Genomic DNA, 21,659 nt, shown 5'->3' on the forward strand with positions numbered 1-21,659 from the left:
TAACAATCTCAATTCGCCTTATTTGCAGCATTTTGACCATGAAGCGCTATAGTAAGGGCCGAGTTTGTATTTATTTATGCTTTATGGGCCAACTTCACTGGCCTGCATATAATGTTACGCCTTGTTTTAGAGAAAGGATCATCTGTTATGAAATCTCACTTACTTTTTATTGCTGGCGGATTGCTGGCTATAAGCGGCAGCGCATTGGCGATGTCTCTTAATTATCAAGAAGTTGGCTATAATATTGAGGCGCGCGGAGCCAGAGCTGTGGTGGCAGAGCTGGCAAAAGCTGGCCAGTTACCTGCGGTGGAGAATAATATTAAGCTGGGTGATGATAACTGGATTGCCATGGCCCCTAAATTGGCCGAAGGCGGAAATACGAGTTTCACTGCTGGAGTAAAGTCAGCCCTCTCTTCCGCGCTGATATATAACCCCGCGGCGGTGCTAAAAGCGGTAAGCAATAGTAAAACACTGACGTTGTCAGAGGTTTGTACCGCACCGGCAGATGCCAAAGACAGTGCTGCCAAAACCAGCTTCCAGCAACGTGCTTCCCATACTTTATCGACGATCAGAAATAGCGATATGATGAGCCAGCGTGATAACTGCCTAGCCGAATTGAAAAAGATTGGGCGTTAAAAAATTAGCTTAACGATGGCTGAGTCAAAATAATAAGGGCGGCAAAAATGCCGCCCTTAATTGGGTATAACTCTTTACCTGAAAATGAAAGCAGTTACTTAACGACCCGTAATGCCGGACGACTACCACCGCGCGGAGGCTGCGGCGGATCATTCGGCGAATTATCATCGTCCGGTGAGGACGGGGGAACGTCTGTGACTAACATCAGGCTTTCAGTTGGCGCAGCCTCGCTATCTTCCTCTGCGATGCCATCAAAATTACCATTAGCATCAGGATCGTAAGCTTCTTCAGGCTCAAACATCGTGCCAGAACCGTTTTCACGCGCATAAATTGCCATGACTGCAGCAATAGGTACGGTCACCTTACGAGGAACACCACCGAAACGGGCATTGAAACTCACGCCGTCGTTACCCAGTTCCAGGTTGCCCACGGCACGCGGTGCCACATTCAATACAATCTGCCCATCACGGGCAAACTCCATCGGCACCGAAACACCCGGAAGGGTAACATCCACCACCAGATGTGGCGTCAGTTGATTATCGATCAACCACTCATAAAATGCGCGCAACAGATAGGGACGGCGCGGAGACATATCCGACATCTCCATGATGATTAACCCCGAGTTGCCAGGCACATTTCACGTTCAGCTTCAGTCAGAGAAGCCAGGAACGCATCACGCTCAAACACCCGTTTCATATAGACTTTCAACTCTTTAGAACCCGCACCGGTAAACTCAATACCTAACTGCGGCAAACGCCACAACAGCGGAGCCAGATAGCAATCAACCAGGCTGAATTCTTCGCTTAGGAAGTAAGGCGTTTCATTAAACACCGGAGCGATAGATAACAGTACTTCGCGTAGCTGCTTACGTGCTGCTTCTGCTTCCTGTGCATTACCTTGCTCGATTTTATGCATCAGGGAATACCAGTCACGCTCAATGCGGTGCATCATCAAGCGGCTGCTACCACGCGCAACAGGGTATACCGGCATCAACGGCGGATGAGGGAAACGTTCATCCAGATATTCCATGATGATACGGGATTCATACAATGTTAATTCGCGATCAACCAAAGTAGGGACGGTCTGATAGGGATTGAGATCAATCAAGTCCTGCGGCAGATGATCCTTTTCAACCAGCTCAATTTCAACACTGACACCTTTTTCCGCCAGTACGATGCGCACTTGATGGCTAAAGATATCGGCCGGGCCGGAAAACAGCGTCATTACCGAACGTTTGTTGGCAGCGACAGCCATGAAAACCTCCAAGATTATCTAGAAAACAGTGCGAATAGCCTACGGTTAGGTTGCTATCCTGAGTCGTTTTACCGCCGGTTCGTTATCTCAACAGCTGCTGCCGTAAATAAGCCTTGGTCGAGATAATCATTCAGCCAGGGGAGATACACGGACGCCAACAGTTCGCCGAACAGGCACAAAAGTGAGTGATAGTTTACCAGATTTTGCATGTTTTGTGGGGATGGTACTGCGATTTCGTGATCAATTGTTTATCTGACAACGGTTTAGCAGCAAAAATATAATGAATCACATGGCGGGAGGGTATTTTTTAGGTATAAAAAAACCCGGTGAAACACCGGGTTTTTACCATTAATCTGATGCCGTAAAGGCAAAAAATTAACGTTTGGAGAACTGTGGACGGCGACGTGCTTTCCGCAGACCCACTTTCTTACGCTCAACTTCACGCGCATCACGCGTTACGAAGCCCGCTTTACGCAGTTCTGGGCGCAGAGTCTCGTCATATTCCATCAGTGCACGGGTAATACCGTGACGGATAGCACCAGCTTGACCAGAAATACCACCACCTTTAACAGTGATGTACATGTCAAACTTGCTAACCATATCTAGCAGTACGAGCGGTTGCATAACAACCATACGGCCAGTTTCACGACCGAAGTACTCTTCGATGCTACGTTGGTTAATAACGATATTACCGCTACCCGGCTTAAGAAAAACGCGTGCAGCAGAACTTTTGCGGCGACCAGTGCCGTAGTATTGATTTTCAGCCATTGCCATAATCCCGATTAAATGTCCAGAACTTGCGGTTGCTGCGCCGCATGATTGTGCTCAGTACCTGCGTAAACTTTAAGTTTACGAAACATTGCACGGCCCAGCGGACCCTTCGGCAGCATGCCTTTAACCGCGATTTCAATCACACGCTCAGGACTGCGGGCAATCATCTCTTCAAAGGTCGCTTGTTTGATACCACCGACGTAGCCGGTATGACGGTAATAAATCTTGTCTGTACGCTTGTTACCGGTTACAGCAACTTTTTCTGCGTTCAGAACGATGATGTAATCACCAGTATCAACGTGCGGGGTGTATTCCGCCTTGTGCTTGCCGCGTAGGCGACTAGCCAGTTCAGTAGCGAGGCGACCTAAGGTCTTACCGTTCGCGTCAACAACATACCAGTCACGTTTTACAGTTTCTGGTTTCGCTGTGAAAGTTTTCATTATAAAAGCTTACCCAATTAATAAGTTACACGTTGGTGAACACCCAAACGTTCAAAAACAGTTGAGGCTCACACGACCATCAGTCCAGCAAACCTACCCCTTCGAATAGCCAATGCCGGCACTATCAAAGTTTTTGGGAAAAAAACTTTGTTGTAACGTGGGGTCGCAAGATTATAGAGAAGTCGACGTTAAAAATCGAACTGTTTTTGACGAGAAAGGCATAAATTAAACATGTTAGATAAGGACGAAGGAAAATCGCCCCCAATAGAATAGCATTTCTATGAGTAAAAAGTGAATATACCCTTTGTATTTGAAGCTAAAAGGGGGTTAGCGACCCTCGTTACTCGACCCATCCATGGCCTCACCGCGGCCAACCGCGTTCACATCACTGGCCTGTTTATGGCAGGTGCGGTAAAGAGAGATACTCTTCACTTTGCATTTCTTGTAACCGCGACAAACAGCGCTGATATTCGAATTTAAGGCGCTCACCACCATAAATCTTGAACATCGAGACGTCTGCCGCAATAATCAATTTCACCCGCCGTTCATAAAACTCATCGACCAAGGCCAGAAAACGTCGGGCGGTATTCTCATCCCGCGTCTCCATACGATGGACGTTGTGCAGCAATACCGTGTGATAGAGTCGAGACAGCGCAATGTAATCCAGTTGACTGCGTGCTTCTTCACACAAAGTGTGAAAATCCACCGCCAGAACCCCCTGTGCTGAGCAGATAGCGGGCAATGGCCGATGATTCACTTCCAGTACTTGCCCTTTATCCCCATCGTTACCGGCCAGTTTGACAAAAATATCCTCCATGGCCTGCTCAGTTTGTGAATTCAGCGGTGTCAGGTAAAGATTAGCCTGAGTCAAAGTGCGCAAACGGTAGTCAATACCGGCATCAACATTCATCACGTCGCAATATTGCTTAATTAACTCAATGGCAGGCAAGAAACGAGCACGCTGTAAACCGTTATGATACAAATTATCGGGCGGGATATTGGATGTAGCGACCAACGTGATACCCTGGGCGAATAACGCCTGCAATAATGTTGCCAGCAACATTGCATCGGTAATATCCGAGACAAAGAACTCGTCAAAACACAGCACATCGGTCTGAGCTTTGAAACCATCGGCAACGATTTCCAATGGATTTTCATGGCCTTGCAACTCAGTCAACTCTTGATGTACCCGCAACATAAAACGGTGAAAATGCAGTCTAAGCTTGCGTTCACTGGGTAAACTGTGGAAAAACAAGTCCATCAGCCAGGTTTTTCCGCGCCCGACACCGCCCCACATATATAACCCCTGAACCGGGCGTATCGCGCTACGTGGGGCCGTTCGAACGATCAAACGGCTCAGCCGCCCACGCAAACCCGCACGGGCCGGTGGCGTGCTTAGCTGTTGATTCAATGCCTGATAAATCGTATCCAGTCGTGCCACCGCACGCCGTTGTACATCGTCAGGTTGGTAGTCACCGGCATCAAGTGCCTGCTGGTAAAGCGCGGTTGGTGTACTTGGTTGCATGTTTATCAACAATCCCTGATAAAATAGTTATCTACTTTTAGCGACGCTTTCTTGCTGATTTATCGGACAATCGTAGCATTTACCGACTCTGCTACGACGAAAGAAACCTGATAACCTTAGCCAAAGTTGCATCAGGATTCCACTCAGACAAGGTTAACGGTTATAGTGGGTATTATTAAGTGAAAAAGTCCTGCTGAACAATGAAGTCAAACAAGGAGTCATCATGACCTGGGAGTATGCGCTTATTGGGTTGGTTGTGGGTATTGTGATTGGCGCAGTGGCTATGCGCTTTGGCAACCGCAAATTGCGTCAGCAGCAAGTGCTGCAAAATGAGCTGGAGAAGAGCAAAACAGATTTGGAAGAATATCGTCAGGAACTGGTTGGGCACTTTGCCCGCAGTGCTGAATTGCTGGATAATATGGCTCGAGACTATCGTCAGCTTTATCAGCATATGGCGAAAAGCTCCAATAACTTATTACCAGATTTACCGTTGCAGGATAACCCGTTCCGCTACCGCCTGACCGAATCTGAAGCCGATAATGATCAGGCTCCGGTTAAAATGCCACCTCGTGACTACTCTGAAGGGGCATCGGGCTTATTGCGCCCGGAACATCAGACCCGCGATTAAACACGAACTGACTGCGGTGGGGTATTCCTCGCGCCACCGCAGTCAGTACATTTACACTTCTATACTTACCTCTCCTTGAATTGCGCTACCGCGAACCTTATATCAAACGATATCTTAAGATACTTATTTTAAAACAGCAGTAGCCTTTTGAAATAAGTGAATTTTTTAACTTACTTAGGGTCTGAATTTACATCGGGCCTGTAACAGCCATCCACCCTATTCATTCACCGTTAGGTATGAGAGAGTTTAAACCAATGAAGAAAACATCTTTATTCCTTAGTGCGCTGGCAATGAGTGTCGGCTTAGGTCTCGCGTCCGTTCCTATGGTGAACGCAGCAGCACTTCCCGTGGCGGTAGCCGGGCAAGCGGTTCCGAGCCTGGCACCTATGTTGGAAAAAGTGTTGCCTGCGGTAGTCAGCGTTCATGTTTCAGGCACTCAGGCACAGCAACAACGTTTACCGGAAGAGTTCAAATTCTTCTTTGGCCCGAATGCGCCGACCGGTAAAGACAGCAACCGTCCATTTGAGGGGCTGGGTTCTGGCGTTATTATCAATGCTGAAAAAGGCTATGTACTCACCAATAATCACGTCATCAATAATGCGGATAAAATCCGTGTGCAGCTCAATGATGGTCGTGAATATGATGCCAAACTGCTGGGGCGTGATGAACAAACCGATATCGCGTTATTACAGCTAATTGATGCTAAAAATCTGACCGCCATTAAAATGGCAGATTCCGATAATCTGCGGGTAGGTGATTTTGCCGTCGCAGTGGGTAACCCATTTGGTCTGGGGCAAACCGCAACTTCAGGGATTATTTCGGCCCTTGGCCGTAGTGGCTTGAATCTGGAAGGGTTAGAAAACTTTATCCAGACCGATGCCTCCATCAACCGTGGTAACTCTGGTGGTGCGCTGGTTAACCTCAACGGCGAATTGATTGGCATTAATACCGCTATCCTGGCGCCTGGCGGCGGGAACATCGGTATCGGCTTTGCCATCCCAAGCAATATGGCGCAAAACCTTAGCCAGCAACTGATTGAGTTTGGTGAGGTGAAACGCGGGCTGTTGGGGATCCGTGGCAGCGAAATGTCCGCTGACATGGCAAAAGCCTTTAATATTGATGCTCAGCGTGGTGCCTTCGTCAGCGAAGTGTTACCAAAATCAGCGGCAGCTAAAGCCGGTATCAAAGCGGGCGACGTGTTGGTTTCCGTTGATGGCAAAGCCATCAGCAGCTTCGCTGAGCTACGTGCCAAAGTAGGGACAACCGGGCCAGGTAAAACCATTAAAGTTGGCTTGCTGCGCGATGGTAAACCACTTGAAGTAGCAGTGACGCTGGAAAACAGCAGTCCGACTTCAACCAGTGCAGAAACCTTGTCTCCATCATTGCAGGGGGCATCGTTGAGCAATGGTGAAATCAAAGGCGGCAGCAAAGGGGTCAAAGTTGAGAGCGTGACGAAAGGCTCACCTGCGGCGCAGTCTGGCTTGCAGAAAGACGATGTGATTATTGCCGTAAACCGGGTCAGGGTTCAGGATATCACCCAGTTGCGGAAAGCTCTTGATGCGAAACCGGCTGTAATTGCACTGAATATTGTGCGTGGTGAAGAGAATATTTACCTGTTAATACGCTAATTCGTAGAAAAATCGGACACAGCACAATGCTGTGTCCGTCAAACTCATGTTATCCTCCGGTCATCCATTTACTCATGCCTTAAACCTCATGTTTATTAAGCTATTGCGTTCTATTATTTTAGGGCTAATTGTTGCCGGTATTTTGCTGGTCGCTATGCCTATGCTCCGCAGTCCGGGCCATTTTTTTTCCGGTAACAGCAATAGGTTAGATGAAGAGGCCCCCGCCAGTTATAACCAGGCGGTACGCAGAGCCGCACCTGCGGTTGTGAATGTGTATAACCGTAGCCTAAGCTCCACACAAGAGGGGCTGGCCATCCGCACATTGGGTTCTGGCGTAATCATGAGTGATAAGGGCTATATCCTTACCAATAAGCACGTTATCAATAATGCTGAACAAATTATTGTGGCGTTACAAAATGGCCGAATATCAGAGGCGCTGCTGGTAGGTTCGGATAATTTGACTGATTTAGCTGTTCTGAAAATTGATGCCGTGAATTTGCCGGTGATCCCTATCAATATTAATCGTGAACCGCATATTGGTGATGTGGTGCTGGCAATCGGCAACCCTTACAACCTTGGCCAGACGGTGACTCAGGGGATTATCAGTGCCACCGGGCGCATTGGTTTAAGTGATTCAGGGCGACAAAATTTCCTCCAGACCGATGCCTCAATCAATCAGGGTAATTCCGGTGGTGCACTGGTGAATACGCTGGGCGAATTGATGGGAATTAATACGTTATCCTTCGATAAAAGCAGCAACGGTGAAACACCTGAGGGCATTGGTTTTGCTATCCCGACGGCACTGGCGACCAAAGTGATGGAAAAACTGATCCGTGACGGGCGGGTGATCCGGGGTTATATCGGGATTACCGGCGGGGAGTACCCTCCATTCAATGCCAATGGCAACAGTGCGGATCGGATCCACGGTATTAAAGTGAATAAAATATCGCCCGATGGCCCGGCGGCACATGCGAATGTGCAAGTGGGTGATATCATTCTTAGCGTTAATAACAAACCTGCGACTTCCGTGAAAGAAACCATGGATCAGGTAGCAGAAATCCGCCCTGGGACCATAATTCCGATTTTATTGCTGCGTAACGGTCAGCAAATAGCGGTACAGATTACCATCACAGAATTAGATCAAAATGAAGTGCTTGGTCAACAGCCGACACCCTGACTTATCATTGAAATACAATAAAAAATGCCAGCCCGATATCAACGGCTGGCATTTTTTTATCAGCTATTCAGCGGATGACTTATTCGTCCTTCACTCGCTCAATCTTGGCACCCAACGCCCGCAGTTTATCTTCGATACGTTCGTAACCACGGTCGATATGATAAATACGGTCTACAATAGTCACGCCATCAGCAATACAACCGGCTAAGACCAAACTGGCGGAAGCACGCAAATCAGTTGCCATCACCTGAGCACCAGACAATTGCTCAACGCCATAGCAAATCACGGTATTGCTCTCGATTTCTGCATGTGCACCCATACGAATAAGCTCAGGTACATGCATGAAGCGGTTCTCAAAAATGGTCTCGGTGATCACACCCGTTCCTTCAGCCACCAAATTCAATAAGCTGAACTGAGCCTGCATATCCGTCGGGAAACCAGGGTGTGGCGCAGTGCGGATAGTAACCGCTTTAGGCCGCTGCCCATGCATATCAAGGCTTATCCAGTCGTCGCCGACCTCAATATCAGCACCCGCTTCGCGTAGCTTGGCCAATACAGCATCCAGCGTTTCAGGGCGAGTTTGACGGCAGATAACTTTACCGCCAGAGACAGCCGCTGCAACCAGGAAAGTCCCGGTTTCGATACGGTCAGGCAACACACGATAAACACCACCACCCAGACGGGCAACGCCCTGGATAGTAATTTTGTCGGTACCTGCACCACTGATTTTAGCACCCAGCGTGTTCAGGAAATTCGCCGTATCGACAATTTCAGGTTCACGGGCTGCGTTCTCAATCACAGTGGTACCTTCCGCCAAGGTTGCTGCACTCATAATGGTCACTGTTGCGCCAACGCTGACTTTATCCATTACGATATGCGCGCCTTTCAGGCGGCCATTGACGGAGGCTTTAACATAGCCTTCCTCCAGCTTGATTTCAGCACCTAGTTGTTCCAAACCGGTAATATGCAAATCAACCGGGCGTGCGCCGATAGCACAACCACCCGGTAAGGAAACTTGCCCTTTACCAAAACGCGCCACCAGCGGCCCTAACGCCCAGATCGAGGCACGCATGGTTTTCACTAAATCATAAGGCGCACAAAACTCATTAACACCACGGGCATCAACAAAAACAGAACCTGAGCTAGCACGTTCAATTTTAGTCCCTAATTGACTGAGCAATTTGATAGTAGTATCAATGTCTTTGAGCTTTGGGACGTTTTGTAACTCTACCGGCTCTTCCGCCAATAATGCGGCGAACAATATGGGCAATGCGGCGTTTTTCGCACCGGAAATAGTGACTTCACCACTTAGGCGGGTCCGCCCCTCTACACGAAATTTATCCATTATGGCCACTCTCTGTTATCAATTCGAATTCACTGCCCGCCTTAAAACTGCTAACGATAGGGTTAAACAGTTTATGGGCCAACAGCATTAAAAGCCGTTTAGCTTGCGATCTCGCTGCCATTCTTGCGGCGTATACGCCTTAATGGATAGGGCATGAATACGGTTATCAGCGATATACTCCATCAGCGGCGCATACACAGCCTGCTGTTTTTTCACCCGGCTCATCTCGGTAAACAACTCGCCCACCGCAATCACCTGAAAGTGGCTGCCTTCACCGGTAACATGTACTTCTTGCAGTGCCAATGCGTTCATCAGCACGTCTTTAATTTCGTTAATATCCATAAGATTCATTCTATTTTAAGAGGAGCATAACCAGCCAAACATATTAGTGGAATACGGCTTGCTCTGAAACTAAAGAAAAGCCCCTGTTTTGCTATTACGCACAGGGGCCTGATTATCTTACCCTTCTTACTCAGCACTGGGCGCTGTTAGCGCGGCTCTAGCAGCCGAATGACCGATGGATGGATATAGGCGGCCGCTAACTTAATTCCAATGGTTATTCTTTGGCCGTTTCCACCGGAATGATTTGCTGGAGATTGTATAGTTCAATCAGAGTAGATAACCGATCGCTGACACCGGTAATGGTGAGTAAGACACCCTGCTTGCTCCGCAGTTCACGAAAATGCACCAGCAATGCCAGACCAGATGAATCAACGCGCTGTAATTGGCTGACATCAATATGCGTCTTATCGGCCAACAATGCATCACGCTGTTGCCACAGGGGCAACAGCGTTTCACGGTCTAATTCACCTTGGAGTACCAGCGTTTCTTGCTGAGACTGCCAGCTTAGTTTATCAGCCATAATTATTGTTTATCTAACGTAATCGGTTGTTTTGCTGCAATCAGCAGCTGTTGCGTCAAGCCATCAACACCTTTCTGACGCAGGATAGAGGCCCATTCATTCTGTTTGGTGCTGATCATGCTAACCCCTTCGGCTATCATGTCATACGCCTGCCAGTGACCGGTTTGGCTATTTTTACGCCATTGGAAATCTAAACGCACTGGCGGACGACCATTTGGATCCAGGATTGTCACGCGGATAGCCACGATATTGGCATCACCCAGTGGTTGATCGGGTGCAACATCGTAGGTTTGACCGTGGTATAGCGCCAATGCCTGGCCATATGCCTGCTCCAGATACTGGCTGAAAGCATTGAAGTATGCTTCGCGCTGAGCAGGTGTTGCCGCTTTATAGTAACTACCGAGCACCAGTGCACCGGCATATTTAACTTGAACGAATGGCAACAGCTCTTCACGCACGATAGTCCGTAAATAGTCTGGGTTCTGTTTGATCTTCGGTTGTTCGGTCTTCAGACGCGTGAATGTTCTTTGCGCAGCTTCATCCATCAGACGGTATGGATTAGTTTGATCGACAGCGTTAGCCAGTGGAGCAACCACCAGCAACGCAACCATAAGTAGACGTTTAAACATTCAGATACCCTCTTAAGGATGTTGAGTTGCAGGTACACTTTCTGCCGGTGTTGGAGCCACAGCCGTTGGGGCTGCCGGTTCACTTGCTGGCGTATCAGAATTACCATCCCCGCCACTCTTGTACAAGAACTGACCGATAAGATCTTCTAGTACCAAGGCAGATTTGGTGTCTTGGATGACACCGCCATCTTTCAAAATACTGGTACCCATTTCAGGGTCTTCAAAACCGACACTCAACGCCAGGAACTGTTCACCCAATAAACCCGAAGTCCGTACTGCTAATGAACTGGTATCCGGAATATGGTTATAACGTTGTTGAATATCGATAGCCACACGTGGGCTGTAGTTTTTGGTATCCAGCGTGATTTCCGCCACCCGCCCGACCACAACACCGCCAATTTTGACCGGCGAATTGGTTTTCAGGCCACCAATATTGTCAAAATTTGCGTAAATCCGGTAAGTGGGCTGATTGCCAACTGATTTGATATCCGCCACTTTCAGGCAGAGGAATACGACCGCCAGGATAGCAATCAATATAAACACGCCTACCCAGACTTCACTTTTCTTCGTTTGCATCGACTCAGTTCCCAAACATCAGTGCTGTCAGCACAAAATCTAATCCCAATACCGCCAGTGACGAATGCACCACGGTACGGGTCGTTGCCCGGCTAATCCCTTCAGACGTTGGGATCGCATCATAACCATTGAACAGCGCAATCCAGGTCACGGTAATGGCAAATACCAGACTCTTAATCAGGCAATTCAGTAAATCCGTACGCCACTCAACGGCATTTTGCATGGCGGACCAGAAGAAACCTGCGTCGATCCCTTTCCAGTCAACACCCACTATAGAACCGCCCCAGATACCTACGGCAACAAAAATCGCGGTTAATAATGGCATGCTGATAACACCTGCCCAGAACCGGGGCGCGACCACCCGACGCAGCGGGTCGATGGCCATCATTTCCAGACTGGAAATCTGCTCAGTGGCTTTCATCAAGCCAATTTCAGCCGTCAGGGCAGAACCGGCACGCCCGGCGAACAACAGTGCCGTCACCACCGGGCCTAACTCACGTAATAGTGACAAAGACACCATCATGCCGAGGCTGGCTTCCGCACTGTAGGTGGTCAGGATCAAAAAGCCCTGTAAGCCCAAAACCATGCCGATAAATAAACCGGAAACCACAATAATCAATAGGGATTGTACCCCAACGCTATAGAGCTGTTTGATTAATAGTGGCCACTGTTTTCGCGGTTCAGGCCGCCCGACAAGAGCATTGAACAGCATTAAACCTGCGCGACCAAAGGATGCGCAGACATTAATGCCCCGGCGACCTAAAGACGCTAATGTCTGTACTAACATGAATACTCCATCTATTAGCCTAACAGCTCAGTTTTATAATCCCCAGCAGGGAAACGGAAAGGCACCGGGCCGTCAGCAATGCCATCAAGGAACTGGCGTACCCGCATATCCGCATTGGTTTGCAACTGCTCAGGGGTTCCTTCGGCAATAACATGCTGATCTGCCACAATATAAGCATAATCTGCAATACTGAGGACTTCAGGCACATCGTGAGAAACCACCACACAAGTGACACCCAATGCATGATTAAGCTCATCAATCAGTTTTACCAGCACACCCATGGTAATAGGATCCTGACCAACAAACGGCTCATCAAACATAATCAATTCAGGATCAAGGGCAATCGCCCGTGCCAGCGCCGCACGGCGAGCCATGCCGCCAGACAGTTCGGCGGGCATCAGATGAGCAGCACCACGTAACCCCACAGCTTCAAGCTTCATCATCACCGTACTGTGCAGTAGTTCCTCAGGCAAGCGGCTATGCTCACGTAAGGGGAACGCCACATTTTCAAATACGGTTAAATCGGTGAATAACGCGCCAGATTGAAACAGCATGCTCATTTTTTTGCGCACATCATACAAACGCTGACGTGAAAGCGCCGGAATATTATCACCATCAAACCAGATTTCACCTGCATCCGGTGCAAGCTGCCCACCAATCAGGCGCAACAATGTGGTTTTACCAATCCCTGATGGCCCCATAATCGCGGTGACTTTGCCGCGCGGGACCGTCATGTTGATATCGGCGAATATCGGACGCTCACCACGAGTAAAACTCATTCCGCGGATCTCTATCAAATTCGACGCCAGTTGGTTCATTATCATTCGTCCCTTAGGGATTGGGTTACTCATCTGCCGCCAATGCTACATCAAATGGCGACAATGAGCACAATGAGGAAGTCATTTGGCAACTTATTACCGTTTTTTCGTCGCCAAAGTTGCCATAAGTTTTACTTTTCTGACGCTCACAGTCAAAATTAGGGTTAACCAACAAAGAGCGTAACGCGTTTTTAATGGTTTTTGCCAACGGGCTATCGGTTACCCATTGACAGAGTCTGCCAACGGATCGGGATTATACCTAATAAAGGACTTTGCATGTTTTTTGCGATAACACTATTAATTATTGGCTTGGTTTTATTAGTGTACGGTGCTGATCGATTAGTCTATGGCGCTGCCGTGTTATCCCGCTCTTTTGGTATCCCCCCACTCATTATCGGGATGACCATTGTCGGTATCGGCACATCGCTGCCGGAATTAATTGTTTCGGTGACTGCAGCACTGAATAATCAAACCGATATGGCAGTCGGGAATGTCCTTGGCTCTAATATTACCAATCTGTTGCTCATTGTAGGGGGGGCTGCTCTGATACGCCCGCTGACCATTCGCTCAGAGATTTTACGCCGCGAACTGCCCTTGATGTTAGTGGTCACGGTGCTGTGTGGTTTTCTGCTGGCAGATAACCATCTCAGCCGTGGGGATGGGGTTATTTTGCTGGTGGCAGCAGCAGCTTTTATTATTCTGATGCTAAAAATTGCACACCTGGCTCACGCGGAAGGAAATGACATCCTAACCCGCGAACAGTTGGCCGAATTACCACAGGACAGTAGTAATACCGTCGCTTTATTGTGGTTGGTGCTGGCATTTATTATTTTGCCACTGTCGGCCAAAATGATTATCGACAACGCCACAGTTATTGCCAGAGTCGCTGGGGTAAGCGAACTGATTATCGGCCTGACAGTCATTGCCATTGGTACCAGTTTACCTGAACTGGCGACTTTCATCGCCGGTGCGTTAAAAGGGGAAAATGATATGGCAGTCGGTAATATCATTGGCTCAAATATTTTCAATATTGTTATTGTGTTAGGTGTTCCCGCACTGCTGTCTCCCGGTGATATCGATCCTGCGGCTTTCCAGCGTGATTATTGGGTGATGCTCGGTGTCAGTGTAATCTTCACCCTGCTTTGCCTGGGGCGTCAACATCGAATCGGCCATATGGCAGGCGCTCTGTTATTTTGTGGGTTTATCGCTTATCTTGCGATGCTGTTTTTCGCGCCATTTAATGTGGCATAACATAGACAATGCCGCATACAGGAACCAAATATGTCTACTTTTGATTTACAGCCGGATCTCGATTTACAGCGAGGAATGAATTTCCAGCAGGCGGGTAAACAGGTATTACACATTGAGCGCGAAGGATTAGCACAACTCGATCAATACATTAATGACGATTTCGCCAAAGCCTGCGAGGCAATATTTAACTGCCATGGCAAAGTGGTGGTTATGGGGATGGGCAAGTCTGGCCATATTGGTTGCAAAATTGCCGCGACCTTCGCCAGCACCGGTACTCCGGCATTCTTCGTCCACCCCGGCGAGGCGAGTCATGGCGATCTCGGTATGGTTACACCACAAGATATTGTGTTAGCCATCTCTAATTCAGGCGAGTCTAACGAAATCCTCGCGTTGATCCCGGTGCTTAAACGCCAGAATATTCCGCTGATCTGCATGAGCAACAACCCCGAAAGCAGCATGGGTAAAGCGGCCACTATTCACTTGTGCATTAAAGTCCCACAAGAGGCTTGCCCGTTGGGGCTGGCCCCCACCACCAGCACGACTGCCACCTTAGTGATGGGCGACGCGCTTGCCGTTGCCTTGCTACAAGCCAAAGGCTTCACTCAGGAAGATTTCGCCCTTTCCCATCCGGGCGGAGCTCTGGGGCGCAAGTTGCTATTACGGATCAGCGATATCATGCACACTGGCGCAGGTATCCCCCGCGTTAGTCCTGACGCATCATTGCGCGATGCCCTACTGGAGATTACTCGGAAAAATCTGGGTTTAACCGTAATCTGTGATGATCTGATGATGATTAAAGGTATCTTTACCGACGGTGATTTACGCCGGATATTTGATATGGGGATTGATTTGAATAACGCGAAAATCGCCGATGTGATGACCCGTGGCGGAATTCGAGTTCCTCCAACCATGTTAGCGGTAGACGTACTTAACCTGATGGAGTCCCGTCATATTACCGCCGTACTGATAGCCGACGGTGACCAATTGTTAGGCGTGGTGCATATGCACGACATGCTAAGGGCCGGAGTCGTCTGACCGACTGGCTGCATATTCAAGTAAGAAGGGTAAAATGGATAAGATGGTATATCTGGACACCTGCTACGGACCCGTAGCCGACAGCACTATGCAACGTGCGGGGAAAATTCGCCTGCTGATCTGTGATGTTGATGGTGTCATGTCCGATGGCCTGATTTACATGGGTAACCAAGGCGAAGAGCTGAAAGCTTTCAACGTGCGTGATGGCTACGGTATCCGCTGCCTGATAACCTCAGGTATTGAAGTGGCCATTATTACTGGGCGCAGCGCCAAATTACTGGAACACCGCGCCAACACCTTAGGCATTACCCACCTTTATCAGGGGCAATCTGATAAGCTGGTAGCCTATAACGAATTGTTGGTAGCATTAAAATGCCAGCCCGAGCAGGTTGCGTATATTGGCGATGACCTGATTGATTGGCCGGTGATGGCGCGAGTTGGGTTATCTGTTGCGGTGGCGGACGCCCATCCGTCACTTATCCCCAAGGCGCATTATGTTACGCGAATCAATGGCGGGCGCGGTGCAGTACGCGAGATATGTGATTTGATATTATTGGCTCAAGGTAAACTCGAAGGTGCCACAGGATTGTCGATATGAGTAAAACAAGACTATGGATAACGGTATCTCTGGCACTGATTACGTTGGCATTAATTGGCTGGAATCTGTCCGGTTTTAATCAGCAGAATACGCAGACAGTGGTAGCTGATGATGAACCCTCCTCGCAAAGTCAGCATACTGTGACCGTCGTTTTCAATCCGGTCGGGAAACTGAGTTATAAATTGGTAGCAGAAAACGTTCAGAATTTCAGCACCCAAGAACTGACCTGGTTTACTAAGCCGGTCATGACCCTATTTGGTGACAATACTGTCGCCACTTGGACAGTGCGAGCAGATCGCGCCAAGCTGACCAATGATAAAATGCTTTATTTGTATGGGCATGTTGAGGTTGATAGCCTGACCGCCGACGCACAGTTACAAAAAATCAAAACCGATAACGCCCAGGTTAATTTGATCACTCAGGATGTATCCTCAGACGATGAAGTTACCCTCTTTGGTGTTGGATTCACATCTAACGGCATGAAAATGCGTGGGAACTTGCGGGACAAAACCGCCGAGCTGATTGAAAAGGTTAAAACCTCTTATGAAATTCAAAAATAAAATTCGTCATTTGTTGCTTGCCAGTTCACTGTTGGCCGCAAGCCTGCCTGCGTTTGCTTTAACGGGTGATACAGAGAAACCCGTTAAAGTGAAGTCTGATAAACAAGACATTAAGATGTTGGAAAACACCTCCACCTTTAGTGGTAACGTGGTTATCAAACAAGGCACGATTGAGATCAAAGCAGATAAAGTGGTCATCACACGTCCAGATGGTGATCAAAGCAAAATGTTCATTGAAGGTTTTGGTAACCCGATAACCTTCTACCAGATGCAAGACAACGGTAAACCCGTAAAAGGACACAGCCAAAAATTGCGTTACGAAGTTACTAATGAGTTCATAACGCTGACGGGTGACGCGTATCTGGAGCAGCTTGATAGCAATATCAAAGGGGATCGCATCACTTATCTGGTGAAAAAACAGCAGATGGAAGCCTTCAGTGACAAAGGCAATCGCGTCACAACCGTGTTATTACCGTCCCAATTACAAGACAAAGGGCCAGCAGCGTCAGGCCAAAAGAAGAGTAAGTAATCATTTATGGCAACATTAATCGCAGAAAAGCTGGCTAAGGCGTACAAAGGCCGTAAAGTGGTCGAGGACGTGAGTCTGAATGTGAAGTCCGGTGAGATTGTGGGTTTGCTTGGGCCGAACGGCGCGGGTAAAACGACCACTTTTTATATGGTCGTCGGCATTGTCCAGCGTGACGCCGGGCGTATTGTGATTGATGACGAAGATATCAGCCTCTTGCCTCTCCATGAACGCGCCCGTCGCGGGATTGGTTATTTACCACAAGAAGCCTCAATCTTCCGCCGCCTGAGTGTATTTAACAACCTGATGGCGGTGCTGGAGATCCGTAAAGATCTTTCTGCTGAACAGCGGGAGGAACGGGCTGAGGAATTAATGGAAGAGTTCCATATCACCCATTTACGTGACAATCTGGGGCAATCACTGTCCGGCGGTGAACGCCGTCGTGTTGAAATAGCCCGTGCGCTGGCGGCAAATCCTAAGTTTATTCTACTGGATGAGCCTTTTGCCGGGGTTGACCCCATTTCCGTTATTGATATTAAAAAAATCATTGAGCATCTGCGCGATAGTGGCCTCGGCGTATTGATTACCGACCATAACGTGCGTGAAACGTTAGACGTTTGTGAGCGGGCTTATATTGTAAGCCAAGGGCACTTAATCGCTCACGGTACACCACAGGAAATTTTGGCTGACGAACAAGTTAAACGGGTTTATCTGGGTGAAGAGTTCCGCCTCTGACCGCATGATCCACCGGGTAAGTCGTTTCGTCATCCATTAAGGAAAATTGATACTGCATTATGAAGCAAGGTTTGCAACTCAAGTTCAGCCAACAACTGGCAATGACTCCGCAACTACAGCAAGCTATTCGCTTGTTGCAGCTTTCTACGCTTGAACTCCAGCAGGAGATTCAGTTAGCGCTGGAGAGTAACCCCCTGCTTGAGCAAACGGATCTTCATGAAGAGATAGATGCCAAAGAAACCATAGACAGTGAATCGCTCGATACTCGTGAGGCACTGGAACAGAAAGAGATGCCGGAAGAGTTGCCGCTGGATGCCACCTGGGATGAGATTTATACCGCAGGTACACCATCAGGTATGGGCAACGATTACAGTGATGACGAATTACCCGTCTATCAGGGTGAAACCACCCAAACGCTGCAAGATTATCTGATGTGGCAAGTTGATTTGACTCCGTTCTCAGATACCGATGTTGCCATTGCAACCTCAATCGTTGATGCGGTAGATGAAACGGGCTATCTCACCGTTCCGCTGGAAGATATTCTGGAAAGCATGGGCGATGAGAACGTCGCGCTAGACGAAGTTGAAGCGGTACTTAAACGAATTCAACACTTTGACCCCATTGGTGTTGCCGCCCGAAACTTGCGTGAATGCCTGCTGGTACAGCTGTCACAATATGCCAAAGATACTCCATATCTGGCCGAAGCACGCCTGGTGGTCAGTGAGTATCTGGATTTGCTCGGTAACCATGATTTCCGCACAATGATCCGTTTAAGCCGGCTAAAAGAAGATACACTTAAACCAGCGATCGCCCTGATTCAATCTCTGGACCCACGCCCGGGCCAATCCATCAATACCGGCGAGTCTGAGTATGTCATTCCGGACGTTCTGGTGCGTAAAGACAAAGATCAATGGACGGTCGAGCTTAATGCCGATAGCATTCCGCGCCTAAAAATCAACCAACAGTATGCGGCGATGGGTAGCCGTACCCGCAATGATAGCGACGGGCAATTTATCCGCAGCAATCTGCAAGAAGCCAAATGGTTGATAAAAAGCCTTGAAAGCCGCAATGAAACGCTACTAAAAGTGGCTCGTTGCATTGTCGAGCAGCAGGTGGCATTTTTTGATAATGGGCCCGAATTTATGAAACCCATGGTACTGGCTGATATTGCCCAAGCCGTGGATATGCATGAATCGACAATATCCCGCGTGACCACGCAGAAGTTCCTGCACAGTCCCCGAGGTATTTTCGAGCTGAAATATTTTTTCTCCAGTCACGTCAATACAGAAAGTGGTGGTGAAGCTTCTTCCACTGCAATTCGTGCACTGGTGAAGAAATTGGTTGCGGCAGAAAACCCTGCCAAACCACTGAGTGACAGTAAGCTGACCACTTTATTATGTGAACAAGGCATTATGGTGGCACGCCGTACCGTCGCGAAGTACCGAGAGTCGTTATCCATCCCGCCGTCAAATCAGCGTAAACAGTTGGTTTGACCTGAACTGAGAAGGAAGACACTATGCAGCTCAATATTACCGGACATCATGTCGAAATAACCGAAGCACTACGCGAGTTTGTTAACACTAAATTTGCCAAACTTGAGCAATATTTTGATCGCATTAACCAGGTATATGTGGTTTTAAGTGTTGAAAAAATAAAACAAATTGCAGAAGCAACGGTACATGTGAATGGAGGCGAGTTGCATGCAAGCTCAGAGCAGGAGGATATGTACGCCGCAATTGATATTTTGGTTGATAAACTGGCCCGCCAGTTGAACAAACATAAAGATAAATTGAAACAACATTAGGGTTCCTTGCGGCTGTTTATTCACCGAATAAGGTTCTACACTCGCTACATAACCTCATCCTGCGGCGGAGAATACACTCCACCGTGGGTATCAGGTATACAACAGCGCTTAAGTGAAAGATGAGATGATCAACGATCTAGCATTGCAATTAAGCTCGGTATTAAATATCGAGTGCACCAAAAGCTCCGTACATTGCTCAAGTAAAAAACGGGCTTTGGAAATTATCAGCGAGTTGGCTGCCAAACAACTTAACTTGCCTTCACAGGTCGTTTTCGATGCTGTATTGACCCGCGAGCGTATGGGCAGCACCGGTATTGGTAGTGGTATTGCGATACCCCATGGCAAGTTGGAAGAAGACACACTACGTGCGGTAGGGGTATTTATCCGTCTGGACCAACCAATTGCCTTCGATGCTATTGATAACCAACCAGTTGATTTATTATTTGCCTTGTTGGTACCGGCAGATCAATGTAAAACTCACTTACACACATTGTCTTTAGTGGCCAAGCGATTAGCTGATAAAACAGTGTGTCGGCGTCTACGGGCGGCACAGAGTGATGATGAGCTTTATCAGATAATGACTGAATTACCGCCAGAAATAGCGTAATCCGGCAAATCACGTCTGTTTTATTCACTATGCCCGGCTGTTGTAGCCGGAATAAAGGGTTCTAATATATAGCCCAATAGATTTCAAGATTCAGGAAGGCGGCAAGGGAGAGACAAATCGGTCGGTGACCCGTTTATGCTAGCCCGCAGGGTGAGCCTCAAAGAGGCTCATTAATCCCGATGAGCTTACACTGGTAAGTGATTCGGGTGAACGAAAGCAGCCAACACACCTGCAACTTGAAAGATGACGGGTATAAAGGGGAGTTACTCACATGGTGCTGATGATTGTCAGCGGCCGTTCCGGTTCAGGAAAGTCTGTTGCTTTGCGCGCATTAGAAGATATGGGCTTTTATTGCGTCGATAATTTGCCCGTGGTTCTACTGCCGCAGTTGGCGAGTACACTTGCTGGTATGAATATCTCAGCAGCGGTGAGCATAGACGTACGCAATATGCCGGAATCTCCTGAGGTATTTGAACATGCCATGACTCAACTGCCAGACAGTTTTTCACCGCAGTTGCTGTTTTTGGATGCTGACCGTAATACCCTGATCCGTCGCTATAGTGACACCCGTCGCCTGCACCCACTTTCGGCTAAAAATCTGTCATTAGAAAGTGCTATCGATGAAGAGAGTATCCTGCTGGAGCCTCTGCGCTCACGGGCGGATCTGGTTATCGATACGTCTGAAATGTCAGTACATGAGTTGGCTGAGATGCTGCGTACCCGTCTGTTGGGTAAACGTGAGCGTGAGTTGACGATGGTATTTGAGTCCTTTGGCTTTAAACACGGCCTTCCCATTGATGCCGATTATGTCTTTGACGTTCGTTTTCTGCCAAACCCGCACTGGGACCCGAAATTACGCCCCATGACCGGCCTGGATAAACCGGTAATCTCCTTCCTTGATCGCCATACCGAAGTACATAACTTCGTTTATCAGACACGCAGCTATCTGGAACAATGGTTGCCGATGTTGGAAACCAATAACCGCAGTTATCTGACGGTTGCCATTGGTTGTACCGGTGGTAAGCACCGCTCGGTATATGTTGCGGAACAATTGGCAGATTATTTCCGCGCTCGCGGTAAGAATGTCCAATCACGCCATCGTACTCTGGAAAAGCGTAAATAATGACTGTCAAACAGACTGTTGAGATCAAGAACAAGCTGGGTATGCATGCCCGTCCAGCCATGAAATTGTTCGAGCTGGTTCAGAGTTTTGATGCAGAAGTGATGTTACGCAATGACAGTGGTACCGAAGCCGAAGCCAGTAGTGTGATTGCACTGCTGATGCTGGATTCAGCCAAAGGCCGCCAGATTGAGGTTGAAGCCACTGGTCCTGATGAGATCCAAGCACTGGCAGCAGTTATGGAGTTGTTTAATTCGGGGTTTGATGAGGATTGAGGTTGCAGTTCACATTGATGATTCAACAGTGAATGATTAGATAACCCAGTTCGCGAGTTATAACCTCACCGT

The 21,659-nt window shown here is 48.2% G+C and carries 27 protein-coding genes; 15 read left to right on the top strand and 12 right to left on the bottom strand.

The genetic code is table 11. From position 1 onward, the window contains the following. Positions 1 to 147 precede the first annotated feature (147 nt). Positions 148 to 636 (top strand): hypothetical protein, encoded by a 489-nt coding sequence (locus tag AEP37_RS09015; protein ID WP_049612528.1) that lies wholly within the window; start codon positions 148 to 150, stop codon positions 634 to 636. Positions 637 to 730: 94 nt separating this feature from the next. Here the strand turns inward: AEP37_RS09015 and sspB are convergent, their stop codons facing one another. The 5 genes from sspB to zapE all read right to left on the bottom strand — a co-directional run bounded on the left by sspB (position 731) and on the right by zapE (position 4,626). Then, positions 731 to 1,243, bottom strand: a complete 513-nt coding sequence (gene sspB, locus AEP37_RS09020) for a ClpXP protease specificity-enhancing factor (protein WP_049612530.1) — start codon at positions 1,241 to 1,243, stop codon at positions 731 to 733. 5 nt (positions 1,244 to 1,248) lie between these two features. Then, on the bottom strand, positions 1,249 to 1,890 hold the full coding sequence (sspA, locus tag AEP37_RS09025) for a stringent starvation protein SspA (protein ID WP_049612532.1): 642 nt from the start codon (positions 1,888 to 1,890) through the stop codon (positions 1,249 to 1,251). A gap of 375 nt (positions 1,891 to 2,265) precedes the next feature. Next, positions 2,266 to 2,658, bottom strand: coding sequence for a 30S ribosomal protein S9 (rpsI, locus tag AEP37_RS09030; RefSeq protein ID WP_049612534.1), 393 nt, complete (start codon positions 2,656 to 2,658; stop codon positions 2,266 to 2,268). Between the two features lie 14 nt (positions 2,659 to 2,672). Further along, the gene (gene rplM, locus AEP37_RS09035) at positions 2,673 to 3,101 is read right to left on the bottom strand and encodes a 50S ribosomal protein L13 (RefSeq protein ID WP_049612536.1); all 429 of its coding nucleotides are present in this window, start codon (positions 3,099 to 3,101) and stop codon (positions 2,673 to 2,675) included. Positions 3,102 to 3,498: 397 nt separating this feature from the next. Further along, positions 3,499 to 4,626 carry a cell division protein ZapE gene (gene zapE, locus AEP37_RS09040; RefSeq protein WP_049612538.1) on the bottom strand — a complete coding sequence of 376 codons (1,128 nt, stop codon included), beginning with the start codon at positions 4,624 to 4,626 and terminating at the stop codon, positions 3,499 to 3,501. Positions 4,627 to 4,849: 223 nt separating this feature from the next. On the opposite strand from zapE, the gene zapG reads away from it, so the two are divergent. The 3 genes from zapG (at position 4,850) to degS (ending at position 8,059) form a co-directional block, all read left to right on the top strand. Further along, complete coding sequence (gene zapG / locus AEP37_RS09045; protein WP_004714934.1) at positions 4,850 to 5,254, top strand: Z-ring associated protein ZapG; 405 nt, start codon at positions 4,850 to 4,852, stop codon at positions 5,252 to 5,254. 254 nt (positions 5,255 to 5,508) lie between these two features. Continuing rightward, positions 5,509 to 6,882 carry a serine endoprotease DegQ gene (gene degQ, locus AEP37_RS09050; protein ID WP_049612540.1) on the top strand — a complete coding sequence of 458 codons (1,374 nt, stop codon included), beginning with the start codon at positions 5,509 to 5,511 and terminating at the stop codon, positions 6,880 to 6,882. A gap of 88 nt (positions 6,883 to 6,970) precedes the next feature. After that, complete coding sequence (gene degS / locus AEP37_RS09055; RefSeq protein ID WP_049612542.1) at positions 6,971 to 8,059, top strand: outer membrane-stress sensor serine endopeptidase DegS; 1,089 nt, start codon at positions 6,971 to 6,973, stop codon at positions 8,057 to 8,059. A 79-nt stretch (positions 8,060 to 8,138) separates the two neighbouring features. Here degS and murA read toward each other — a convergent pair whose 3' ends face one another. The 7 genes from murA to mlaF form a co-directional block, all read right to left on the bottom strand. Next, positions 8,139 to 9,404, bottom strand: a complete 1,266-nt coding sequence (gene murA / locus AEP37_RS09060) for a UDP-N-acetylglucosamine 1-carboxyvinyltransferase (protein WP_049612544.1) — start codon at positions 9,402 to 9,404, stop codon at positions 8,139 to 8,141. Between the two features lie 87 nt (positions 9,405 to 9,491). After that, positions 9,492 to 9,746 carry a BolA family iron metabolism protein IbaG gene (ibaG, locus tag AEP37_RS09065; protein ID WP_049612546.1) on the bottom strand — a complete coding sequence of 85 codons (255 nt, stop codon included), beginning with the start codon at positions 9,744 to 9,746 and terminating at the stop codon, positions 9,492 to 9,494. 214 nt (positions 9,747 to 9,960) lie between these two features. Beyond that, the gene (mlaB, locus tag AEP37_RS09070) at positions 9,961 to 10,266 is read right to left on the bottom strand and encodes a lipid asymmetry maintenance protein MlaB (RefSeq protein WP_049612547.1); all 306 of its coding nucleotides are present in this window, start codon (positions 10,264 to 10,266) and stop codon (positions 9,961 to 9,963) included. 2 nt (positions 10,267 to 10,268) lie between these two features. Further along, on the bottom strand, positions 10,269 to 10,895 hold the full coding sequence (gene mlaC, locus AEP37_RS09075) for a phospholipid-binding protein MlaC (protein ID WP_049612549.1): 627 nt from the start codon (positions 10,893 to 10,895) through the stop codon (positions 10,269 to 10,271). Between the two features lie 12 nt (positions 10,896 to 10,907). Further along, positions 10,908 to 11,471 carry an outer membrane lipid asymmetry maintenance protein MlaD gene (gene mlaD, locus AEP37_RS09080; RefSeq protein ID WP_049612551.1) on the bottom strand — a complete coding sequence of 188 codons (564 nt, stop codon included), beginning with the start codon at positions 11,469 to 11,471 and terminating at the stop codon, positions 10,908 to 10,910. Between the two features lie 4 nt (positions 11,472 to 11,475). Continuing rightward, positions 11,476 to 12,258: a lipid asymmetry maintenance ABC transporter permease subunit MlaE gene (mlaE, locus tag AEP37_RS09085; RefSeq protein WP_049612553.1), complete on the bottom strand. Its 783-nt coding sequence runs from the start codon at positions 12,256 to 12,258 to the stop codon at positions 11,476 to 11,478. Positions 12,259 to 12,272: 14 nt separating this feature from the next. Next, positions 12,273 to 13,076 carry a phospholipid ABC transporter ATP-binding protein MlaF gene (gene mlaF, locus AEP37_RS09090; RefSeq protein WP_049612554.1) on the bottom strand — a complete coding sequence of 268 codons (804 nt, stop codon included), beginning with the start codon at positions 13,074 to 13,076 and terminating at the stop codon, positions 12,273 to 12,275. Positions 13,077 to 13,352: 276 nt separating this feature from the next. On the opposite strand from mlaF, the gene AEP37_RS09095 reads away from it, so the two are divergent. The 11 genes from AEP37_RS09095 (at position 13,353) to npr (ending at position 21,587) form a co-directional block, all read left to right on the top strand. Further along, positions 13,353 to 14,327, top strand: coding sequence for a calcium/sodium antiporter (locus AEP37_RS09095; RefSeq protein WP_049612556.1), 975 nt, complete (start codon positions 13,353 to 13,355; stop codon positions 14,325 to 14,327). A 30-nt stretch (positions 14,328 to 14,357) separates the two neighbouring features. After that, entirely contained in the window at positions 14,358 to 15,362 is a 1,005-nt protein-coding gene (gene kdsD / locus AEP37_RS09100; RefSeq protein WP_049612558.1) for an arabinose-5-phosphate isomerase KdsD, read from the top strand. A gap of 34 nt (positions 15,363 to 15,396) precedes the next feature. Continuing rightward, positions 15,397 to 15,960, top strand: coding sequence for a 3-deoxy-manno-octulosonate-8-phosphatase KdsC (kdsC, locus tag AEP37_RS09105; RefSeq protein WP_049612560.1), 564 nt, complete (start codon positions 15,397 to 15,399; stop codon positions 15,958 to 15,960). Next, positions 15,957 to 16,520, top strand: a complete 564-nt coding sequence (lptC, locus tag AEP37_RS09110; protein ID WP_049612562.1) for an LPS export ABC transporter periplasmic protein LptC — start codon at positions 15,957 to 15,959, stop codon at positions 16,518 to 16,520. The genes kdsC and lptC overlap by 4 nt, the downstream gene beginning before the upstream one ends. Continuing rightward, positions 16,504 to 17,049, top strand: a complete 546-nt coding sequence (lptA, locus tag AEP37_RS09115) for a lipopolysaccharide ABC transporter substrate-binding protein LptA (RefSeq protein ID WP_049612564.1) — start codon at positions 16,504 to 16,506, stop codon at positions 17,047 to 17,049. Before lptC ends, lptA begins: the two co-directional genes overlap by 17 nt. 6 nt (positions 17,050 to 17,055) lie before the next feature. Beyond that, positions 17,056 to 17,781 (top strand): LPS export ABC transporter ATP-binding protein, encoded by a 726-nt coding sequence (lptB, locus tag AEP37_RS09120; protein ID WP_049612566.1) that lies wholly within the window; start codon positions 17,056 to 17,058, stop codon positions 17,779 to 17,781. A 59-nt stretch (positions 17,782 to 17,840) separates the two neighbouring features. After that, positions 17,841 to 19,274 carry an RNA polymerase factor sigma-54 gene (gene rpoN / locus AEP37_RS09125; RefSeq protein WP_049612569.1) on the top strand — a complete coding sequence of 478 codons (1,434 nt, stop codon included), beginning with the start codon at positions 17,841 to 17,843 and terminating at the stop codon, positions 19,272 to 19,274. Between the two features lie 23 nt (positions 19,275 to 19,297). Beyond that, the gene (gene hpf, locus AEP37_RS09130; protein WP_049612571.1) at positions 19,298 to 19,585 is read left to right on the top strand and encodes a ribosome hibernation promoting factor; all 288 of its coding nucleotides are present in this window, start codon (positions 19,298 to 19,300) and stop codon (positions 19,583 to 19,585) included. Positions 19,586 to 19,709: 124 nt separating this feature from the next. After that, the gene (gene ptsN / locus AEP37_RS09135) at positions 19,710 to 20,192 is read left to right on the top strand and encodes a PTS IIA-like nitrogen regulatory protein PtsN (protein ID WP_049612652.1); all 483 of its coding nucleotides are present in this window, start codon (positions 19,710 to 19,712) and stop codon (positions 20,190 to 20,192) included. A 271-nt stretch (positions 20,193 to 20,463) separates the two neighbouring features. Continuing rightward, on the top strand, positions 20,464 to 21,315 hold the full coding sequence (gene rapZ, locus AEP37_RS09140; protein WP_049612573.1) for an RNase adapter RapZ: 852 nt from the start codon (positions 20,464 to 20,466) through the stop codon (positions 21,313 to 21,315). After that, positions 21,315 to 21,587 (top strand): PTS phosphocarrier protein NPr, encoded by a 273-nt coding sequence (gene npr, locus AEP37_RS09145; RefSeq protein WP_049612575.1) that lies wholly within the window; start codon positions 21,315 to 21,317, stop codon positions 21,585 to 21,587. The genes rapZ and npr overlap by 1 nt, the downstream gene beginning before the upstream one ends. Positions 21,588 to 21,659: the final 72 nt, after the last annotated feature.

The organism is Yersinia pekkanenii (assembly GCF_001152565.1).
GTDB lineage: Bacteria > Pseudomonadota > Gammaproteobacteria > Enterobacterales > Enterobacteriaceae > Yersinia > Yersinia pekkanenii.